A 20510-nucleotide genomic window follows, 5' to 3' on the forward strand; every position below is an offset into this window, starting at 1 on the left:
AGGGTGAGCGCTGTGGTCCGTGTTCAAGCTGTCACCGCCGCAGGCATCGTCGCCGGGTACGCGGCCGACGTCCTCGCAGGAGATCCCCGCCGGGGACATCCCGTCGCGCTGTTCGGCACCGCGGCGGCCGCTCTCGAACGCCGCATGTGGGCCGACTCCCGCCTGCGCGGTGCCGCCTACGCAGCGGTGTGCACCGGGGGAGCGGCCGCGGCAGGCGCGTGCGCGGCGGCCGCCACCCGGCGCAGCCCGCTGGCCAGGTTCGCCGTCACGACCGCCGCGACATGGGCCGTGCTCGGCGGCACCGGACTGGCCCGCGAAGGCGACGTCATGGCAGGGCACCTGCAGTCCGGGGACCTGTCCGCGGCCCGTGCCCGGCTCGGGCACCTGTGCGGACGCGACGCCACCGAGCTCGACGGGACGGGCCTGGCCCGCGCCGCGACCGAGTCGATCGCCGAGAACACCTCGGACGCGGTCGTCGCGCCGCTCGTGTGGGGCGGGATCGCCGGCCTGCCGGGGCTGCTCGGCTACCGCGCACTGAACACGCTCGACGCGATGGTCGGGCACCGCAGCACCCGGTACGAGCGTTTCGGCTGGGCGGCTGCCCGGGCCGACGACGTCGCCAACCTCGTGCCGTCGCGGCTCTCGGCACTCGCCGCCGCCCTCGCCGCACCCGGCGTCGGCGGACGGCCCGGCGGAGCGGTGCGGGCGTGGCGCCGCGACGCCCACCGGCATCCGAGCCCGAACGCCGGCCCCGTCGAGGCCGCGTTCGCGGGCGCGCTCGGGGTGCGGCTGGGTGGCACCAACGTCTACGGCGGGCGTGCCGAGAACCGCGGCACGCTCGGTGACGGGCCGTCGCCGAGCGCTTCCGACCTGGGACGATCCGTGCGCCTGTCGCGGCTCGTCGGACTGGTGTCGCTGGGCGTCACCGCCGGTGTCGCCGCGGCTCGGCGTCACTGACCCACCGTCACCGCGAGGCCGTCACGGCTGCCACGCCCCCGTGTCTTCCCTGCCAGTGCCTTCTCGGTCAGCACCGCGAACACCAGTCCGAGGACGCACCACAGCACCACCTGCGTGCCGAGCGAGGCGAGCCGGAAGTCCCACAGCAGCGATCCGGGGAAGTCGCCGGGTACCTCGTCGACCGCGGGCAGCAGTGCCCCGGCCACGGCCATCACCGTGACGTACGTGCCCACACCGAGCAGGCCGCCGCCGGCGGCACCGATGCGGTCGGCGACGGCCCGGCCCGCGGCGACCGCCACCATCGCGGTGACCACCGACAGTGCCAGGAATCCGAAGTAGAGCGCGGTGCGATCCTCGATCGTGCCGGCCTGGCCCACCGCCGGTGGATTCGCCGGGTACTTCAGGAACGGCACCAGCACCGCGACCGCGAATCCGCCTGCGGCCAACAGCGTCACCGACATCCGTGGCCGCAACGTGGTGACGCGGCCCTGTGCCACGGCGAACGCGATCGCGAGCAGTCCGCCCATGGCGACGGCGTACCCGGTCGTCCCGGTCAGCAGGCCGAGCGTGAGCTGCACGCCGCGGCCGACGAGCGCGTCGTCACCGTGGCCATGGCCTGCTTCCGGCGCGGCACCGGATTCCCCGCTGTGGCCGTGCGGTTCGGCCCCACCTGAGCCGGAGCCGGAGCCGTGGTCGTGGGGTGCGGCGTGGCTGTGCGATTCCTCGAGCGCGATGGCGTTCTCGACCGATGGTTCGCCCACGAAGAAGGCGAACACGGCGGCCAGCAGCCCGGCGGCGAGGCCCGCGAGCATGCCGCGGACCAGCAACGTCTTCATCATGTGTCCCCTCCCGATCAGTGGCAGGGGAAGGCCAGCAGGTGCCGGCCGTCGTGGACGAACTCGTGCACCAGGCCGTCCGACACCAGCGAGACGGCGCCCGCCTCGGTGGTGACGAACAGCAGCACGAGTAGCGCCAGCACGGTGGTGAAGACCGCCCACGGCACGATCTCCCGCAACGGAATGCGGACGGCGGTGGGGCGGGGAACGGAGACGACGTTCGTCTGCGACATCGCGTGTACCTCCTGGGGCTTGTCGCGGCCCGATCGGCGGCGGAGGCGATGACGGTGGGTCTGACTACGGGGTGTGCTGCCTGAGCACACGCCCGATCACAGTGGCGCGACCGTGCCGGGTTCTCACCGGCTTCCAGCCGTCATCGCATGAGCCGTTCGAGGTTAGGCCCGCCCGGCGCGGGAAGTCAACGCGATGTGGCCCGCACCGCTCGCCCTTCCCATCGTGTGTCCTGCGCCCGCCCGTCGCCCGACCACCACCCCCCAACGCCGTGCTGCCGCACGACTGCGTCCACGCGCGTGTCCTGCATTCGGTACCCCGTTGTGCTGCCCGCGTCACCCGGCCACGACCCCGACGAGGCGCTGACCCACGGCTGCCACCCCGCGCACCAGCGCCGCCGTTTCCCGTCGTTGGCCCGTCGTCGGCACCTCGTCCGGGCCGACGCGACGGCGCAGGGCCCGCATTCCGGCCGTGCGACCGCATCACCGTCCGAACGGGACACGGGGCGGGCGCGGGCCACGTGGCACGGGGCCGCACTCAGCCGGGCAGCATGAAATCCTTCGGAGGCAGAGCCCTCGACACGATGCGCGTACCGCCCACCTGACCGTAGAAGCCCTGCCCGAAGCGACCGCCCGATTGGGTGCCGCCGATCGCGAACGGCTTGCCGACCGTCGAAATGCCCTTCGACCGCTGCGCCGCGTTGCGGGTGATCCTCGACCCGTCGACGTAGACCACCGTGCGGGCGCCGTCGTTGACGATCGCGACGTGTGTCCACCGTCCGACCGGGACGGCGTGACTCCAGCAGGTCGGGTCGTCGTTGATCGACGTCGGATAGACGACGTACTGCAGGAAGCGTTCGCTCGTCACGTTCAGGCTGCACACGGCGTCGTCGGTGGAGTAGCCGCCGTCCTTGCCCGCGTCACCGGCGCGGCCCTCCCAGCTGAGGATGCCCATCCACGCGTGGTCGCCCTCGAACGGCTCGGGCAGGCGGAAGAACGTTTCGATGGTGTAGCCACGTTCGAACGTCGCCGTGTTGAGCGGTGCGCCCGAACGGGTGTGCAGCACCGCGCCGCGATCCGGGTTCTTGCCACCGTCGAATCGGACGCCGGCGTGGGCGGGCGCGCCGACGTGGTGATCGGCCGACCACGTCAGCACGTCGGCCGGACCGTCGTGGAGGCGCTGCGCGACGAGATCGTTGCCGTTACCGGACAGGTCACGGGCCACGGCGTGATGCGCCACCGGTGCGCCGTCCTCGCCCGCGCCGGCGAACCCCTCGTCGTCGAACCGCCAGTACGCCGCCGTGCCCGCGACGAGCACCTCCGAGGCCGGCCGCGACGGCGGGTTCGCGGGCGGGGCGAACCCCGCGAACCGCTCGGTGAACGAAATCTCGATGCTGAACCGGTCGACGTCACCGGTCAGCTCCACCGTCTCGGCCTCCAACGGCGTACGGTCCTTCTTGCCCAGCAGCCACGGCGAGAACGTCTCGACGTCGATGCGGTCGCGGGCGAGGTCGAACGCGTACGTCCGCAGCATGCCCGCACCGCCGTAGTAGCGGTCCTGGTAGTTCGTGATGTGCACGTGGACGGGGTTTCCCGCGTCGTTGGTGAGCGTCGTGCGACCGCACGGCCAGTAGTGCCCGCCCAGCGCGAGGAAGATCTGGTCGTTGCCGCGGATCAGCCCGTCCCACAGGTGCCTGCCGTGCTCGGACAGCGTGGCGTCGCCGGATTCGTCGGCCCACACGATGTCGTGCGTCGTCAGGATCGTCGGCAACGTCGGGTGCCGGTCGAGAACACCCTGCGCCCACCGGATCCCCGCGTCGGAGACGCGCCAGTCGAAGGCGAGCACCAGCCACGTGCGGCCGCCGCCTTCGAAGGTGTGGAAGCTGTTGTAGCCGTCAGGGGACGAACCGCCGTAGGAGTCCGACTTCGCGAACCGCTCGGGCCCGAACGTGCGCAGGTACGGCGTGTCGCCGCGCTGGTCGTCGCCTGTGACGTCGTGGTTACCCGCCAGCACGCTGTAGGGCAGTCTGCCGTCGATGCCGGTGCGGAAGAGCGTGTCGGCGATGCGCATCTCGGTTTCGGTGCCGTGTTCGGTCAGATCGCCGAGCTGGGCGAGGAACGCGATGTTGTGGTTGCGCCGCTCCCGCACTGCCCACCGCAGGCTCTCGCGCACCGGTTCGTGGTCCGAACCGCCTTCGTCGATGAGGTACTGGACGTCGGGCAGGGCGGCGACGGTGAACCTGGCGCCCTCGGGGGACGGGTGGCCGTGCGGGGCGGCCTGTGCCGGCGCCGCGGTGACGGCGCCGGATGCCGCCACGACCGCCGGGGTGACCGCGGCGGCGGACAGGACGGAACGTCGGGATACTCCGGAAGGGGACATACGTCGCAGTCTCGCCGTCCCCGTTGGACGCCGGGTGGCACGGATGTTGAGCAACGCTGAACATTCTCGCGTCCACCGTGGCCGGGTCGAGACCTGTGAGCAGGGCTCGGGCGGCAGCCCGGCGGCGTTCGGCAGCTGCAGGACCACGGGGGGCCGGGCACGCGGCGCTCGGCCGACGGGCGGGAGCAACACGACCCCCGGAACCGGCAACACGGGCCCCGGAACCCGCAACACGACCCCCGGAACCCGCAACACGGGTCCCGGAATCCGCAACACGCGATCCCGGGTGCAGAACACGCGGGCACGAACGCAGGACACGCGGGACGGGGTGCAGGACACGCGCGGCGGGTGGGCGCGGGCTCCGCCGGAACCGCGCCCACCCGCCGCGGGGTGTCGACCCTGTGGTGTTACGACATCGGGCGGTCCGTCGGCGCGATCGGCGACGGCAGCATGTCCCGGTCGGTGAGGTACGCGTCGACGCCTGCGGCCGCCGAACGGCCCTCGGCGATCGCCCACACGATCAGCGACTGCCCACGGCCCATGTCACCGGCCACGAACACGTTGTCCAGACTCGTCCGGAACTCCGCGTCACGCGCGACGTTGCCCCGCTCGTCCAGCTCGACGCCCAGGTCCTCGACCAGGCCCGCCTGCTGCGGCCCGACGAAGCCCATCGCCAGCAGCACCAGCTGTGCGGGCAGCTCCTGCTCGGTGCCCTCGACCGGTTCGAACCCACCGCTCTCGGCGCGCTGCACCTCGACGATCCGCAGCGCCCGCAGGTTGCCGTCGGCGTCGGCGACGAACTCGCGGGTGTTCACCGAGTACAGCCGCTCGCCGCCCTCCTCGTGTGCCGAGGAGACCCGGTAGATCATCGGGTACGTCGGCCACGGGTGCGCCTCCGACCGCGACTCCGGCGGCTTCGGCATGATCTCCAGCTGTGTCACCGAGTTCGCGCCCTGCCGGTGGGCAGTACCCACGCAGTCCGCGCCGGTGTCGCCGCCGCCGATCACGATGACGTCCTTGCCCGCGGCGTCGATCGGGGAGACGTCCAGCTCGCCGCTCGCCACCTTGTTCGCCGGCGGCAGGTACTCCATCGCCTGGTAGACGCCTGTGGTCTCACGGCCGGGTGCAGGCAGGTCGCGCCACGCCGTCGCACCGCCGGCCAGCACCACCGCGTCGTACTGCGACCGCAGCTCGTCCGCGGTGACGTCCACGCCGACGTCCACGTTGGTGCGGAACTCCGTGCCCTCCGCGCGCATCTGGTCGAGCCGCCGGTCGAGGCGGTGCTTCTCCATCTTGAACTCGGGGATGCCGTACCGCAGCAACCCGCCGATCGCGTCGGCCCGCTCGAGCACGACGACGTCGTGCCCGGCGCGCGTCAGCTGCTGGGCGGCAGCCAGGCCCGACGGGCCCGAGCCGACGACCGCGACCTTCTTACCCGTCTTCGTGGTCGGCGGCTGCGGCGTCACCCAGCCTTCCTCCCACGCACGGTCGATGATCGAGATCTCGACGCGTTTGATCGTCACCGGGTCGTCGTTGATGCCGAGCACGCACGCCGTCTCGCACGGTGCGGGGCACAGCGTTCCGGTGAACTCCGGGAAGTTGTTCGTGGCGTGCAGCCGCTCGATCGCGTCGGCCCAGTCGTCGCGCCACGTCAGCGTGTTCCACTCCGGAATCAGGTTGCCCAGCGGGCAGCCCTGGTGACAGAACGGGATGCCGCAATCCATGCAGCGGCCCGCCTGGTCCTTCAGCTTGGTGCGCTCGAAGTCCTCGTAGACCTCACGCCAGTCCTTGATCCGGATGTCGACGGGACGAGACTTCGGCGTCTCCCGCTTCGTGTTCAGAAAACCCTTGGGGTCAGCCATGAGCCGCCTCCTGTGTCTTGTGGGACACCCTCCCCTGCTGTGGCGAAAAGACATGCCACAGCGGGGGCCCATCCCGGTCCGCGTCCATCGCTGCCGCTTCGTAAACTCCGCGATTGTCAGCCATGAGCCGCCTCCATGATCGCCTCGTTCACGTCCCTGCCGTCGCGCTCGGCCTGAGCGCGCGCCTGCAGAACACGCTTGTAGTCCTTCGGCATGACCTTGGTGATCCGCGGCAGTGCGGACTCCCAGTCGGTGAGCAGCGCGTGCGCCACGGCCGACCCTGTCTCGGTGTAGTGCTTCTCGACGGCGTCGAGCAGGACTTCGACGTCCTCCTCGTCGAGACCGTCCAGGTCGACCATCTCACCGTTGACGCGGACCGGGTCGAGGTCGAGCACGTAGGCCACACCGCCCGACATGCCCGCCGCGAAGTTACGGCCCGTCCTCCCGAGCACGATCACGCGCCCGCCTGTCATGTACTCGCAGCCATGGTCGCCGACGCCCTCGACGACGGCCAGCGCGCCCGAGTTGCGCACGCAGAACCGCTCGCCGACCTTGCCGCGCAGGAACAGCTCGCCGCCCGTGGCGCCGTAGCCGATCACGTTGCCCGCGATGATGTGGTCCTCGGCCACGATCGGCGAGTCGTGCGGCGGCCGCACCGTGATGCGCCCACCCGACAGGCCCTTGCCGACGTAGTCGTTGCCGTCACCGAGCAGCCGCAGGGTGATGCCCTTCGGCACGAACGCCCCGAACGCCTGCCCGGCCGTGCCGGTGAACGTGATGTCGATCGTGTCGTCGGGAAGGCCCTCGCCGCCCCACTGCTTCGTCAGCTCGTGACCGAGCATGGTGCCGACCGTGCGGTTGACGTTGCGCACCGGCAGGTCGAGCGTCACATGGTCGCCGGAACGCAGCGCGCCCTCGGACAGCTGGATCAGCGTGTTGTCGAGCGCGGAGTCCAGTCCGTGGTTCTGCTCGACGACCTGGTGCCGGGCGGCGCCCGGCTCGATGTCCGGCACGTCGAAGATCGGCGACAGGTCGAGGCCCTCGGCCTTCCAGTGGTCGACGGCGTCGCGGGTGTCGAGCAGTTCCGCGTGGCCCACCGCCTCGGCGATCGAGCGGAAGCCCATCGCCGCCAGGTACTCGCGCACCTCCTGGGCGATGAACTCGAAGAAGTTCACCACGTAGTCGGCCTTGCCGCTGAACTTCTCCCGCAGCGCGGGGTTCTGCGTGGCCACCCCGACCGGGCAGGTGTCCAGGTGGCACACCCGCATCATGATGCAGCCCGAGACCACCAGCGGCGCGGTGGCGAAGCCGAACTCCTCGGCACCCAGCAGCGCGGCGATGAGCACATCACGGCCGGTCTTGAGCTGACCGTCGGTCTGCACCACGATCCGGTCGCGCAGCCGGTTCGACAGCAGCGTCTGCTGCGTCTCGGCCAGGCCCAGCTCCCACGGTCCGCCCGCGTGCTTGATCGACGACAGCGGGGAGGCGCCGGTGCCGCCGTCGTGGCCGGAGATCAGCACGACGTCGGCGTGCGCCTTCGACACACCCGCGGCGACCGTGCCGACGCCGACCTCCGACACGAGCTTCACGTGGATGCGCGCGGCCGGGTTGGCGTTCTTCAGATCGTGGATCAGCTGTTTGAGGTCCTCGATCGAGTAGATGTCGTGGTGCGGCGGCGGGGAGATGAGCCCGACGCCCGGCGTCGAGTGCCGGGTCTTGCCGATCCACGGGTACACCTTGCCGCCCGGCAGCTGGCCGCCCTCACCGGGCTTGGCGCCCTGCGCCATCTTGATCTGGATGTCGTCGGCGTTGACGAGGTACTCGCTCGTCACCCCGAACCGTCCACTCGCGACCTGCTTGATCGCGCTGCGGCGCTCGGGGTCGTACAGGCGTTCCGAGTCCTCGCCGCCCTCACCGGTGTTGGACTTGCCCTGCAGCCGGTTCATCGCGATCGCGAGGGTCTCGTGCGCCTCGGCCGAGATGGACCCGTACGAGATCGCGCCCGTGGCGAACCGCTTCACGATCTCCGAGACCGGCTCGACCTCCTCGATCGGCACCGGCGGGCGCTCGCCCTCCTTGAACTTGAACAACCCGCGCAGCGTCATCAGCTGCTCGGCCTGCTCGTCGACGGACTTGGTGTACTCCTTGAAGATCTCGTACTTGCCCGACCGCGTGGAGTGCTGCAGCTTGAACACCGTCTGCGGGTTGAACAGGTGCGGTTCGCCCTCGCGGCGCCACTGGTAGTCACCGCCCGTGGCGAGTTCGCGGTGGCTGGGCCGCACCCCGTCGGCGGGGAAGGCGCGCCGGTGCCGTTCGGTGACCTCGCGGGCCAGCACGTCGAACCCGACGCCGCCGAGCCGCGACGTGGTGCCGGTGAAGCACGTGTCGACGACATCGGAGCCGAGGCCGATCGCCTCGAAGATCTGCGCACCGGTGTACGAGGCCACCGTGGACACACCGATCTTCGACATCGTCTTGCGGACACCCTTGCCGAGCGCCTTGATGAGGTTGGTCGTCGCCTCCTTGGCGCTGACGCCGGCGACCCTTCCCTGCTCGGCGAGTTCCTCGACGGTGGCCATCGCCAGGTACGGGTTGACCGCCGCGGCGCCGTAACCGATGAGCAGCGCGATGTGGTGGACCTCGCGGGCGTCACCGGACTCGACGATCAGCCCGACCTGCGTGCGGCTCTTCTCGCGCACCAGGTGGTGGTGCACCGCGCCGGTCAGCAGCAACGACGGGATGGCCGCATGGTCGGCGTCCACGCCGCGGTCCGACAGCACGATCAGCCGCGCACCGTCGGCGATCGCCTCCGACACCTCGGCGCGGATCTCGTCCAGCCTGCGCTGCAGCGACTCGCCGCCGCCCGCGACCTCGTAGGTGCCGTGCACCGTGTACGAGGAGTACTCGGGCAGGTTGCCGTCGTCGTTGGCGTGGACGAGCTTCGCCAGGTCGTCGTTGTCGAGCACCGGGAACGACAGCACGATCTTGCGCGCGTGCTCGGGACCCGCTTCGAGGAGGTTGGGTTCCGAGCCGAGCTGCGTGCCCAGCGCCGTGACGAGCTCCTCCCGGATCGCGTCGAGCGGCGGGTTGGTCACCTGGGCGAACAGCTGCGTGAAGTAGTCGAAGATCGGGCGCTGGCCGCTCGAGAGCGGGGCGACCGGGGAGTCGTTGCCCATCGACCCGATCGGTTCGGCACCCGTGCGGGCCATCGGCTCGAGCAGTACGTCCAGTTCCTCGGCCGTGTAGCCGAACGCCTGCTGCCTGCGCACGAGCGAGGCATGAGTGGGCACCTCGCGCTCGCGCTCGGGCAGGTCGTCGAGCTTCAGCCTGCCGGCATCGAGCCACTCGGCGTAGGGATTCTCGGCCGCGAGCTGGCCCTTGACCTCCTCGTCGTCGATGATCCGGCCTTCGGCCGTGTCGACGAGGAACATGCGGCCGGGCTCGAGCCTGCCCTTGCGCACGATCGACGCCTGGTCCAGTTCGAGCACCCCGGCCTCGCTGGCCAGCACGACGAGACCGCCGTCGGTGACCCAGTACCGCGCGGGCCGCAGCCCGTTCCGGTCGAGCACGGCGCCGATCTGCGTGCCGTCGGTGAACGAGACCAGCGCCGGGCCGTCCCACGGCTCCATCATCGTGGCGTGGAACTCGTAGAACGCGCGGCGGGCCGGGTCCATCTCGGCGTGGTTCTCCCAGGCCTCCGGGATCATCATCAGCACCGCGTGCGGGAGCGAGCGGCCGCCGAGGTGCAGCATCTCGAGCACCTCGTCGAACGAGGCCGAGTCGCTCGCGCCGCGCGTGATCACCGGGTAGATCCGGCGCAGCGGCCCGGGGATGAGGTCGGTGTCGAGCTGGGACTCGCGGGCGTCCATCCAGTTGCGGTTGCCCTTGAGCGTGTTGATCTCGCCGTTGTGCGCCACGTAGCGGTACGGGTGTGCCAGCGGCCACGACGGGAACGTGTTCGTGGAGAACCGCGAGTGCACGAGGCCGATCGCGCTGACGACGCGCTCGTCGGTCAGGTCGGGGAAGAACTTCGGCACCTGCGGTTCGGTGAGCATGCCCTTGTAGACGATCGTGCGCGCCGACAGGCTCGGGAAGTAGACGCCGGACTCTTCGAGCTGGTGCTCGGCGCGCTTGCGCACGACGAAGGCGGCCCGTTCCAGTTCGAGGCCGGTCAGGGTGTGGTCCCCGTCGCGCTGCGAGCCGAGGAACACCTGCGCGAAGTACGGCATCGCCTCGCGGGCGCTCGGGCCGACGTGTTCGGCCCGGACCGGCAGGTCGCGCCAGCCGAGCACGCGGAGGTGCTCCTCGGCCGCGATGCGCTCGATGGCCGACATCGCCTTGTCGCGTGCGGCCTCGTCGGTCGGCAGGAACGCGGTGCCTGCGGCGTACGTGCCGGGTTCGGGCAGTTCGAAGTCGGTGACCTCGCGGAAGAACGCGTCCGGGATCTGGATCAGGATGCCTGCGCCATCGCCGGTTTCGGTTTCGGCGCCGCGCGCGCCACGGTGTTCGAGGTTGCTCAGGGCGACCAGGGCTTGACGGACGATCTCGTGGTCGGGACGGCCGGACAGGTCGGCGACGAACGCGACGCCACAGGCGTCGTGTTCGTACTGCTCGTCGTAGAGACCGGTGTTCGGCTTACGCGGGGCGTGGCGGGTCACGGCTTGCCGCCCTCCTTGGCTCGGCACAGCCAGGCCGCGCTGCCAGCCGGCCGGGGCGTTCCGGTCGGCTAACGGTGCGGCCTGGTGGTGCGATGGTCAGTAGGGGACTCGTCGATGGCGTCCCGTCCACCTTCCGGCGGCGGGCATGGCACCGAAACGTCGACCACACGCCGTTGTGTGGATCCTGGTTGGCTCTCCGATGAGCCGGCGCGCGCAGTCCGTGGTGGCGAACGGCGCTGGTGCGCAGACACGCGCCGTACACGGGCAGGGTTCGCCTGCCGCGTCCGGCGCGCGCTGAACATCCCGGGGTTAGCCGGTCTTATGACAGTAATGTGAAATCGCCGTTATAGGGACTTCTCAGTGAGCGCTCGTGGGATACAACACTGCGGGATTGACGGCCGGGAAGTCAACTGGTTGATTCCGCAATTTCTGCTGTGACCTGCGACGACGATGGTGATCTCGGCAGGTGCGGACCACGATCACGCCGGTGAGGGGCCGAAGGTCGCCGTGACGTCACCGAGACCGTGCATGTGGGCCACCACCGTCTCGCCCGGATGTACGAAGAAGGCCTGCGTCATCGTCCCCGGCAGCACCACGTGTCCCGGTTCGAGCGCAATGCCCAGCGGCCCGATCGTGTTGGCCAGCCACACGAGGGCGTTGAGCGGTGAGCCCAGCACGGCACCGCCCGTGCCGGTGGCCAGCAGCTCGCCCGACCGCTGCAGGCTGCAGCCCATCAGCCGCAGGTCGACGGCCGACAGCGGAGTCGGCTTCGTGCCGAGCACCACACCTCCGGACGAGGCGTTGTCGGCCACCGTGTCGGCGATGGAGATGCGCCAGTCCCGGATCCGGGAGTCGACGATCTCCAGCGCGGGCAGCACGAACTCGACCGCCCTTGCCGCGTCCGCCGTGGTGACGCCCGGTCCGCGCAGCTCCCGGCCGAGCACGAACGCCACCTCCGGTTCGATGCGCGGTTGCAGGAATCGTGCCGTGATCGGCTGGTGTTCGAGGTGGAACATGCCACTCGTGAGGTGGCCGAAATCCGGCTGGTCGACCCCCATCTGCTGCTGCATCGCGGGCGAGGACAGGCCGACCTTGTGGCCCTTGACGATCTCACCGGCCTCGACCCAGCCGCGGACCTGTTCCTGCTGGATGCGGTACGCGTCGGTGATCGTCAGGTCCGGCCACTGCGCCACGAGCGGGTCGATCGGGGTGCCGGTCTCGTAAGCCTGCTGCAGGCGTTTCGCGAGGTCTCCGACGGTGGCGGCGTCGATGGCGTTCATGGGCTCACGTTCCGAGTCGGGGGTCACCTTCGGCAAGGATGTCGTTCCGGTCAACGGGACGATCGGCTGTGACGGGCGCGCAGGGCGCGGTCGAGGATCTCCGCCAGGTGCAGTGCCCGCCGGGAGGTGAGGTCCGCGATCTGGGTGCGGCAGCTGAAGCCGTCGGCGAGCACGAGTGTGTCGTCGGACGCGGCCTCCACCTCGGGGACGAGCACCCGCTCCGCGGCGGCCACGGAGACGTCGTAGTGGCCGCGCTCCATCCCGAAGTTGCCCGCCAGTCCGCAGCAGCCGGAGTCGAGTGTGCGGCAGTTGATGCCCGCCCTGGCCAGCACCCGCTGGTCGGCGGCGTTGCCCGCGACGGCGTGCTGGTGGCAGTGCTGCTGTGTGATCGCGGGCACAGGGCCGTCGGAGTCGAGTTCGGGGAAGTCGACGTCGGGCGCGTACTTCTCCAGGAACTCGGCCAGGGTCAGTGCGTTGATCCCGTCGCCGGTGCCGCCGTCGATCTCGGCGGGGTCGAACAGGTCGTGGATGTCGTGTCGCAGGACGGCCAGGCAGCTCGGTTCCAGCGCGACGATCGGCGTGCCCGCGGCGATCTCGGGGCCGAGCACCTTCAGCGTCCGCCGCAGCACCGTGCGGGCGACGCCGAGCTGCCCGGTGGAGATCCACGTCAGTCCACAGCAGACCGAGGAACGCGGAAGCACGACGTCGAAACCCGCGTGATCGAGTACGTGGGCCGCGGCGAGGCCGACGTCGGGGGAGAAGTGGTCGGTGAACGTGTCCGGCCACAGCACCACGCGCGGGCGCGTGAACGTGGCCGGCACGGCTTCGGCGCGGGTCCGCAGGCGGTGGCGCAACGTGCGGCGCGCGAAGCGGGGCAGCGAGCGTTCCGGCGCGATGCCGCCCAGCCGGGTCAGCGCCCGTGACAGACGCGATGAGCCGAGCACCGCGTTGGCCGCTCGCGGTGCCAGCGAGGCGAGCCGCGACCACAGCGGCAGGAACCCGAGCGAATAGTGCGCCGCGGGCCGGACGCGGCGCCGGTAGTGCTGGTGGAGGAACTCCGCCTTGTACGAGGCCATGTCCACATTGACCGGACAGTCGGACAGGCATCCCTTGCACGCCAGGCAGAGGTCGAGGGCGTCGCGCACCTCGGTGGAACGCCAGCCGTCCGGCACCGTCTCACCGCGCATCATCTCCGACAGCATCCGCGCGCGCCCGCGCGTGGAGTGCTCCTCGCGGCCCGTGGCCATGTAGCTCGGGCACATCACCCCGGTCGAGGTGTCGATGCACTTGCCGACACCGACACAGCGGCGCGCCGCGACGGCGAGACTGCCCCCGTCGTGCGGATACTTCAGCGTGAGCGGCAGCTCGCGCACCGGACCGTCGAACCGCAGGTCGGCGTCCATCGCGTGCGGGCGCACCAGCACACCCGGATTCAGCAGGTCGTCGGGGTCCCAGATCGCCTTGAACGCCTCGAACAGGCGCAGCACCTCCGGCGAGTACATGCGTGGCAGCAGTTCCGCACGGGCATGCCCGTCCCCGTGCTCGCCGGACAACGAACCCCCGTGCGCGACGACGAGATCGCCCGCGTCCTCCATGAACGAGCGGAACCGTGCTCGCCCTTCGTCGTCGGTGAGCGTGAAGTCGATGCGCACGTGGACACAGCCCTCGCCGAAATGGCCGTAGGGAATGCCGCGCAACCCGTGGTCGGCGAGCAACCGCCGGAACTCCCGCAGATAGGCGCCGAGCCGCTCCGGCGGCACCGCGGCGTCCTCCCAGCCCGGCCATGCCTCGGCGCTGCCCTCCGGCGTCGGGATGCGGGTGGCGATGCCGGAAGCGGCCTCGCGGATCGACCACAGCTGCTTCTGGTCCGCAGGGTCGTCGGCGATCGACGTCGTGGCGCCCGTTTCGGTCGTCAGCGTGGCCGCGATCCGTTCCGCGCGGGCCCGTGCGTCGGCGAGGTCGTTCCCGCCGATCTCGGCGAACAGCCAGCCGCCGCCCTCGGGCAACCGGTCGAGCGCGGCGGGCCTGCGGCCCCGCACCAGCAGGGCGTCGATCATGTCCGAGCCCATGCCCTCCAGCGTGAGCGGTTCGAGCGGGAGGACGTGGGGGACCGCGTCGGCGGCGGCCACGTCGTCGGCGTACCCGGCGACGAGCAGCACCCGCACGGCCGGTGCGGGCACCAGGCGCACCGTCGCCTCGGTCAGCAGCGCGCAGGTGCCCTCGCTGCCCACCAGTGCGCGGGCGACGTCGAACCCGTTCTCGGGCAGCAGCCGGTCCAGCGCGTAGCCGGACACACGGCGCGGCAGCGAAGGGAAGCCCTGCCGGATGGTGGCCAGGTTGTCGTCGACGAGCGCCCGCAGCGCCCGGGTGTGGGCGTTGTCGGGTGCCTCGCCGTGGCCGAACGTCATCGGCGTGCCGTCGGCGGCAAGCACGTCCAGTGCGACGACGTTGTGCGTCGTGCGGCCCCATGCCACCGAGTGCGAACCGCACGAGTCGTTGCCGATCATGCCGCCGAGCGTGCAGCGGCTGTGCGTCGACGGATCCGGCCCGAACGTGAGCCCGTACCGGGCCGCTTCGGCGCGCAGCGTGTCGAGCACCACGCCGGGCTGCACCCGTGCCGTCCGCTCCTCGGGGTCGATGTCGAGAATGCGGTTCATATACCGCGTGTGGTCGAGTACGACACCCTCGCCGACGGCCTGGCCCGCGATGCTCGTGCCCGCTCCGCGCGCCGTGATCGGCACGCCGAGTTCCCGGCAGACGCGCAGGGTCGCCCGCACGTCGCCGGCATCGCGCGGGAACACGACGGCACGCGGGACGTGGCGGTAGTTCGACGCGTCCATGCTGAACACGGCGCGCGCGGTCGGATCGGCCTCGACGTCGCCGGTGACCGCGGCACGGAGCCGGGCGGCGAGCGAGTCGGCGCCTGCGGGCGCGGCGCCGGTGCCGGACCGGTCCGTGCCGGGTCGGTGTGCGTCGGTGGGCGTTGCTGCGGCTTCGTTGACGGGATCGCTCACGGCGCCCACCGTAGGCGCCCCCGGCCTACCAATTCTCGAGCGACTCGGTGAGAACCGCCTCGACGTCCTCCTCCCGCACGGTGCGGGGTGCGACGGCCAGCAACCGCTGCTGCTGCATCGTCCCCGCCACGAGCGCACCGATGTCGGAGCGGCCGTAGCCGACACCGGACAGCCCGTTGGGGATGCCGATGTCCCGCATCAGCGACGTCAGCGCCGCGGGCAGTCGCTCGCGGTCGTCGGTGGTGGCCTGCTGCGCGCGCGGATCGAGGATGTCGGCGGCGCGCAGGTGCTTGCCCGGGTCGGTGGGGAAGGTGAAGCGGAACGCGGCGGGCGCCGTGAGCGACACGGACTCGCCGTGCGGCACGAGGGCGGCGTCCTGCGGATAGTTCGCGGGCCGGTACTCGCGCACCCGGCCCGCGATCGGGTACGCGCAGGCGTGCGGCACGTGCACGCCCGCGTTGCCGAAGCCCATGCCCGCGAACGTCGCGGCGAGCATCATGTCGGTACGCGCTTCGAGGTCACCACCGTTGAGGACGGCCTTGCGGAACGAACGGGCCAGCAGCTGCAGCGCCTGTTCGGTCCACGCGTCCGAGATGGGATTCGAGCCGTTGTAGGCCACCCGTGTCTCCGGCGTGTGCCGGGGGAACGAGTGGAACGGGCGCGCGGTGTAGGACTCGAGGGCGTGGCACAACACGTCCATGCCGCTCGCCGCGGTGACCTCCGGCGGCATCGACAGGGTCAGCAGCGGGTCGATCACGGCGAGGTTCGGCCGCAGGTGCGAGTGGCTGATACCTGACTTGACCTGCAGGTCGAGGAAGTCCATGACGCACACGGGCGTCGTCTCGGAGCCGGTGCCCGCCGTCGTCGGCACCGCGACGAGCGGTTTCAGCGGCCCCTCCGGTGCCTTGCCCTGGCCGATCGGCTTGTTGACGTAGTCGTAGAGGTCCGCCGGGTACGTCGTGAAGAGGTTGACGGCTTTGGCCGTGTCGATGGCCGAACCGCCGCCGACGCCGATGAAACCGTCCCACGTGGACTCGCCGGCGAAGTCGATCGCATCACGGATGCTCCGGTCGGTCGGCTCGACGTGCACCCGGTCGTAGATCTCGACGGTCAGCCCACCCGCCTTGGCCGCGTCGGCGACGCGCTGCGGCACGCCGGTGGCGGCGACGTCCGGGTCGGTGACGATCAGCACGCGCCGGGCGCCCAGCTGCGCGAGGTCCCAGCCGATCTCGTCCACGGCGCCCGCACCGAACTTCAGCGGCGTCGCACCCCAGGTGAAGACCGTTTCGTTGAGATACTCGGTCATGCCGGCCGCCTCGTCGTGCGCGAGGGTGCGGTGACGCCGGGTGCGGTCACGGGCGGGCACTCGATCGTCGGCGAGCACTCGGTCATCGGCGAGCTCCAGGTTCATCGCGCGGCAGTCGGCCGCCGCATCGCGCTCCGTTGCGGACGAATCCGAGCCTCGCACCCCCGCGCCCGCTGATCAACCGCCGAGCCGAAGGGTTGCGGTCCTCGGGCGCCCCCAGGGGCACTTTGGTTGCGCTCAATGCAACCAAAGTGCCCCTGGGGGCGGGGGGTTCAGGTCGGAAGGAACCAACGGCGGGCCAATGCCGGGAGCGTCGGGGTGTCCGGGGCGGGCAGCAGCCGCAGGTACGACGACAGGTTCGAGTACCGGTGCAGCAGCGTGTACGCCAGCAGGCGGCGTGCCAGATCCTCGTCGAGTTCGGCCGTGCCGTAGCCGTACCCGAGCAGCAGCTCCCGCAACAGCCCCGGCTCGCCCGCGGTGAGGAACACGCCGACGGCCGAGAACTCGTACTCCGGCGCGCCCCGCATCGCGGGTTCGAAGTCGAGCAGCCCCGTGGGAGCGAACGTGTCGGGGTCGACGAACACGTGCTCGGGCATGACCTCGGTGTGCAGCAGCACCGGGTCCGGATCGCCCAGCTCGACGCCGTCCAGGAACTCCGGTATCTGCGCGCGCCAGTCCGCGGCCAGCCCGAGCCCGGACTGGTGCGCCATCACCTCACCGCGGCGGCCGGACAGGAACCGCGACCAGTCGGCGGGCCACAGATCCGGAGGCGGGACGGCGTGGAGTTGCGCCAGCAGCGCGCCGAGGCGGTGCATCAGCCGGAGGCGATCCGATGTGGACATGGTGGGCCAGACCGTCGGGAGATCCACTCCCGGCAGCCGCCGCATGAGGACGTAGCGCCATTCGTCGAGCTCTCCCTCGCCCTCGACGCGGGGAGTCGTGACGTCGAGCACGCCGTCCAGCGCCGTGAGTGCCGCCAGTTCCGTGAGCGCCTCGTCGACGTCGTCGGCCGGGTAGGCCTTGAGCACGAGCGCGTCGCCGATCGCGAAGACCGGCAGCGAACCGGTGGGGAACGGCTGCACCGGAAGGTCGGCGAGGCCTTCGCGGGCGCACGCCGCCGCGACGGGGAAGGAGTCCACCCGCGCAGGCTACGACGGCGCATGCGGCCGCACGAGCGATTTCGGTGATTCCGGGTCCCGCCGCGCCGGGGTCCGAGGCCCGGACCCCGACCGCGGAAGATCGCCACTGGACCTCGAGTGTGCTCGAGGTTGCATCGTTGCCGGCATGACGACGACCGCGCCGGAGCCGGAGAGCCCGGACCCCGCACACCAGGGCTCCCCGCATCCGGACTCTGCGTATCCGGGCTCCCCGGAGCTGCGGCAAGGGCGGGCACGGCGCCCGAGCGTGCTCTGGAGTCCCGAGCACCGGACGACCACGGCGGGAGTGCTGCTGCTGGTCACGTTGATGGCGTTCGAGAACCTCGGAGTCGCCACGGCGATGCCGACGATGGTCGCCGATCTCGGCGGCGGGGCGCTGTACTCGTGGCCGTTCACTGTGTTCCTGGTCGCCAGCGTGGTGGCGACGGTCCTGTCCGGTCGTGTCTGTGACCGGCGGGGTCCGGCGCCCTCGCTGCTCGGCGGGCCGCTGGTGTTCCTGGTTGGCCTGCTGGCGGCCGGGTTCGCGCCGAACATGGCCGTGTTGCTGGCGGGGCGCTTCCTGCAGGGCCTCGGAACGGGAACCGTGCTGGTCGCGACGTCGCTGCTGATCGCGCTCGTGTTCACCGACGCCGAACGCCCGGTGATCTACGCGGCCAACGCCGCCGCCTGGGTACTGCCCGCCGTGCTCGGGCCGTCGGTGGCCGGACTGGTCACCGACACCGTCGGGTGGAGATGGGTGTTCCACGGACTGGTCCCGCTCGTGCTCGTCGGGCTCGCCCTGCTGGTGCCGGTGGTGCGCAGCATCGCGGCCTATCGTCCGCCGCCGCGCGGACGCGCGGCGAGCGTGCCCGCCGCCGTCGCGGCCGCCGTGGGAGTGGCCGCGCTTACCTGGGCCTCGCAGCACCCGTCCGGGTTCGCGCTCACCTACGGCGCGGCGGGACTGGCCGCGGTCGCACTCGCACTGCGCCGGCTGTTGCCCGCCGGAACGGTCACCGATCGGGGCGGACTGGGCGGGCTGGTGCGTTCACGGGCGCTACTGGCCGGCACGTTCGCAGGCATGGAGGCGTTCCTGCCCCTGACGATGACCGGCGTGCACGGCTACGGTCCCGCCCTGGCCGGGCTGCCCCTGACCGTCACGGCGCTGAGCTGGTCGCTGGGATCGGCGCTGCAAGGGCGGTTCCCGCACTGGGATCGTGACCGGCTGGTGCGGGCAGGGTTCGCGCTGGTCGGCGCCGCCGTGGCGCTGTTCGGCTGCGTCGCGCTCCCGGGATGCCCCGGATGGGTGGCGTTCGCGGCGGCGATCGTCGGCGGGGCGGGTATGGGCATGGCCTTCCCGTCGGTGCAGGTCCTGATGCTGCGGCGCGCGGACGAATCGGAACGCGGATTCGCCAGCTCGGCCATGCAGCTCGGCGACTGGGTGACATCGGCGCTGGTCATCGGGTTCGGCGGGGTGCTGCTGGGTGTGCTCGGCTCCGCGGCCGCCCCCGGTACGCCGGTCGTGGTGCTCGCCGCGTCGCTGACGGTGCTGGCCGCGGTGGGCGGCGTGCTGGCCGGTGCGCGACGGCGGGCCGACGGCTCGTGGCCGACGCCGCAGCGTTCGCCGTGAGGGCCCGACTACCCTGGAACGGCGATGACCTACCTCGACCATGCGGCGACCACCCCCATGTTGCCGGACGCCATTGCGGCGATGACTGACGCGATGTCCACCGTGGGCAACGCGTCATCGTTGCATTCCTCGGGACGCCGCGCGCGGCGCGTCGTCGAGGAGGCCCGGGAGGTCGTGGCCGAGGCCCTCGACGCCAGGCCGTCCGAGGTGATCTTCACGGGCGGCGGGACGGAGAGCGACAACCTCGCCGTCAAGGGCACCTTCTGGGCACGGAGGGACGCCGATCCGGCGCGCCGCCGGATCCTGGTCAGTGCCGTCGAGCACCACGCCGTGCTGGACGCCGTCCACTGGCTCGCCGAGCACGAGGGGGCCGAGCTGACCTGGCTCGAGGTCGACGACCACGGGCGCGTCCGCCCCGAGACACTGCGGGCCGCGTTCGAGCACGGCCATGCCGACATCGCCCTCGCGACCGTGATGTGGGCCAACAACGAGGTGGGTACGGTCAACCCGGTCGCCGAGCTCGCGGCCGTCTGCGCAGAGTACGACGTCCCGCTGCACACCGATGCCGTCCAGGCCGTCGGAGGCGTCGAGGTCGGCTTCGCCGCATCCGGCGCACAGGCACTCACTCTCACCGGCCACAAGATCGGCGGGCCGTACGGCGTCGGAGCGTTGCTGTTGGACCGGTCCACCCCGGCCGTCCCGCTCCTGCACGGCGGCGGACAGGAACGTGAGGTGCGGTCCGGAACGCTGGACGTCCCCGGTATCCAGGCGTTCGCCACGGCCGTGCGGGTCGCTGTCGAGCACCGCACCGAGGTCGCCGAGCGCACGGTCAAGCTTCGCGACGACCTGATCGCCGCCGTGCGGACGGCCGTGCCGGACGCCGTGCTGAACGGCCTTCCCGCCGATTCGGCCGACCGGCTGCCCGGCATCGCGCACTTCACGTTCCCCGGCTGCGCGGGCGACAGCCTGCTGATGCTGCTGGACGCGAAGGGTATCGAGTGTTCCACCGGTTCGGCGTGCACCGCCGGCGTGGCCGAACCGAGCCACGTGCTCACCGCGATGGGCGCCGACGCCTCGGCGGCCCGCGGTTCGCTGCGGTTCTCGCTGGGCCACACATCCACCCAGGACGACGTCGACGCGCTGGCGCGGGAATTGCGCGGGGCCGTCGACAGGGCACGCCAGGCGGGCCTCGCCGGCATGCGCAAGCAGAAGCAGGAGGCATGA

12 protein-coding genes are annotated in these 20510 nt (G+C 71.3%); 3 read left to right on the plus strand and 9 right to left on the minus strand.

Features of this window, described 5'->3' with window-relative positions:
• Positions 1-12: 12 nt before the first annotated feature.
• On the plus strand, positions 13-957 hold the full coding sequence (locus tag LY12_RS01380) for a cobalamin biosynthesis protein (protein WP_253852767.1): 945 nt from the start codon (positions 13-15) through the stop codon (positions 955-957).
• Here the strand turns inward: LY12_RS01380 and LY12_RS01385 are convergent.
• From LY12_RS01385 to LY12_RS01425, 9 genes are all read right to left on the minus strand, one after another.
• Positions 951-1796, minus strand: a complete 846-nt coding sequence (locus LY12_RS01385; RefSeq protein WP_253852768.1) for a CbtA family protein — start codon at positions 1794-1796, stop codon at positions 951-953. The genes LY12_RS01380 and LY12_RS01385 overlap by 7 nt on opposite strands.
• A gap of 14 nt (positions 1797-1810) precedes the next feature.
• On the minus strand, positions 1811-2026 hold the full coding sequence (locus LY12_RS01390) for a CbtB domain-containing protein (protein WP_183778674.1): 216 nt from the start codon (positions 2024-2026) through the stop codon (positions 1811-1813).
• A gap of 535 nt (positions 2027-2561) precedes the next feature.
• Complete coding sequence (locus LY12_RS01395; RefSeq protein WP_253852770.1) at positions 2562-4403, minus strand: LamG-like jellyroll fold domain-containing protein; 1842 nt, start codon at positions 4401-4403, stop codon at positions 2562-2564.
• A 407-nt stretch (positions 4404-4810) separates the two neighbouring features.
• Positions 4811-6265, minus strand: a complete 1455-nt coding sequence (locus LY12_RS01400) for a glutamate synthase subunit beta (RefSeq protein ID WP_253852775.1) — start codon at positions 6263-6265, stop codon at positions 4811-4813.
• A 116-nt stretch (positions 6266-6381) separates the two neighbouring features.
• On the minus strand, positions 6382-10923 hold the full coding sequence (gene gltB, locus LY12_RS01405; protein WP_253852777.1) for a glutamate synthase large subunit: 4542 nt from the start codon (positions 10921-10923) through the stop codon (positions 6382-6384).
• Positions 10924-11402: 479 nt separating this feature from the next.
• Complete coding sequence (locus tag LY12_RS01410; protein ID WP_253852782.1) at positions 11403-12203, minus strand: 2-keto-4-pentenoate hydratase; 801 nt, start codon at positions 12201-12203, stop codon at positions 11403-11405.
• Between the two features lie 50 nt (positions 12204-12253).
• Positions 12254-15217, minus strand: coding sequence for an FAD-binding and (Fe-S)-binding domain-containing protein (locus LY12_RS01415; RefSeq protein ID WP_372493415.1), 2964 nt, complete (start codon positions 15215-15217; stop codon positions 12254-12256).
• A 25-nt stretch (positions 15218-15242) separates the two neighbouring features.
• Complete coding sequence (locus tag LY12_RS01420) at positions 15243-16523, minus strand: hydroxyacid-oxoacid transhydrogenase (RefSeq protein ID WP_253854793.1); 1281 nt, start codon at positions 16521-16523, stop codon at positions 15243-15245.
• 272 nt (positions 16524-16795) lie between these two features.
• On the minus strand, positions 16796-17662 hold the full coding sequence (locus LY12_RS01425) for a phosphotransferase family protein (protein ID WP_253852784.1): 867 nt from the start codon (positions 17660-17662) through the stop codon (positions 16796-16798).
• 145 nt (positions 17663-17807) lie between these two features.
• Between LY12_RS01425 and LY12_RS01430 the strand changes: the two genes are divergently transcribed.
• Positions 17808-19286: an MFS transporter gene (locus tag LY12_RS01430; protein WP_301301737.1), complete on the plus strand. Its 1479-nt coding sequence runs from the start codon at positions 17808-17810 to the stop codon at positions 19284-19286.
• Positions 19287-19310: 24 nt separating this feature from the next.
• On the plus strand, positions 19311-20510 hold the full coding sequence (locus LY12_RS01435) for a cysteine desulfurase family protein (protein WP_253852785.1): 1200 nt from the start codon (positions 19311-19313) through the stop codon (positions 20508-20510).

Source organism: Prauserella alba (genome assembly GCF_024171735.1).
Classification (GTDB): Bacteria; Actinomycetota; Actinomycetes; order Mycobacteriales; family Pseudonocardiaceae; genus Prauserella; species Prauserella alba.

What these genes read in the sequence shown, in the direction of transcription:
- LY12_RS01385 (WP_253852768.1), bottom strand. Translation starts at nt 1,796, where the DNA reads ATGATGAAGACGTTGCTGGTCCGCGGCATGCTCGCGGGCCTCGCCGCC.
- LY12_RS01390 (WP_183778674.1), bottom strand. Translation starts at nt 2,026, where the DNA reads ATGTCGCAGACGAACGTCGTCTCCGTTCCCCGCCCCACCGCCGTCCGC.
- LY12_RS01395 (WP_253852770.1), bottom strand. Translation starts at nt 4,403, where the DNA reads ATGTCCCCTTCCGGAGTATCCCGACGTTCCGTCCTGTCCGCCGCCGCG.
- LY12_RS01400 (WP_253852775.1), bottom strand. Translation starts at nt 6,265, where the DNA reads ATGGCTGACCCCAAGGGTTTTCTGAACACGAAGCGGGAGACGCCGAAG.
- LY12_RS01410 (WP_253852782.1), bottom strand. Translation starts at nt 12,203, where the DNA reads ATGAACGCCATCGACGCCGCCACCGTCGGAGACCTCGCGAAACGCCTG.
- LY12_RS01420 (WP_253854793.1), bottom strand. Translation starts at nt 16,523, where the DNA reads ATGACCGAGTATCTCAACGAAACGGTCTTCACCTGGGGTGCGACGCCG.
- LY12_RS01430 (WP_301301737.1), top strand. Translation starts at nt 17,808, where the DNA reads ATGACGACGACCGCGCCGGAGCCGGAGAGCCCGGACCCCGCACACCAG.
- LY12_RS01435 (WP_253852785.1), top strand. Translation starts at nt 19,311, where the DNA reads ATGACCTACCTCGACCATGCGGCGACCACCCCCATGTTGCCGGACGCC.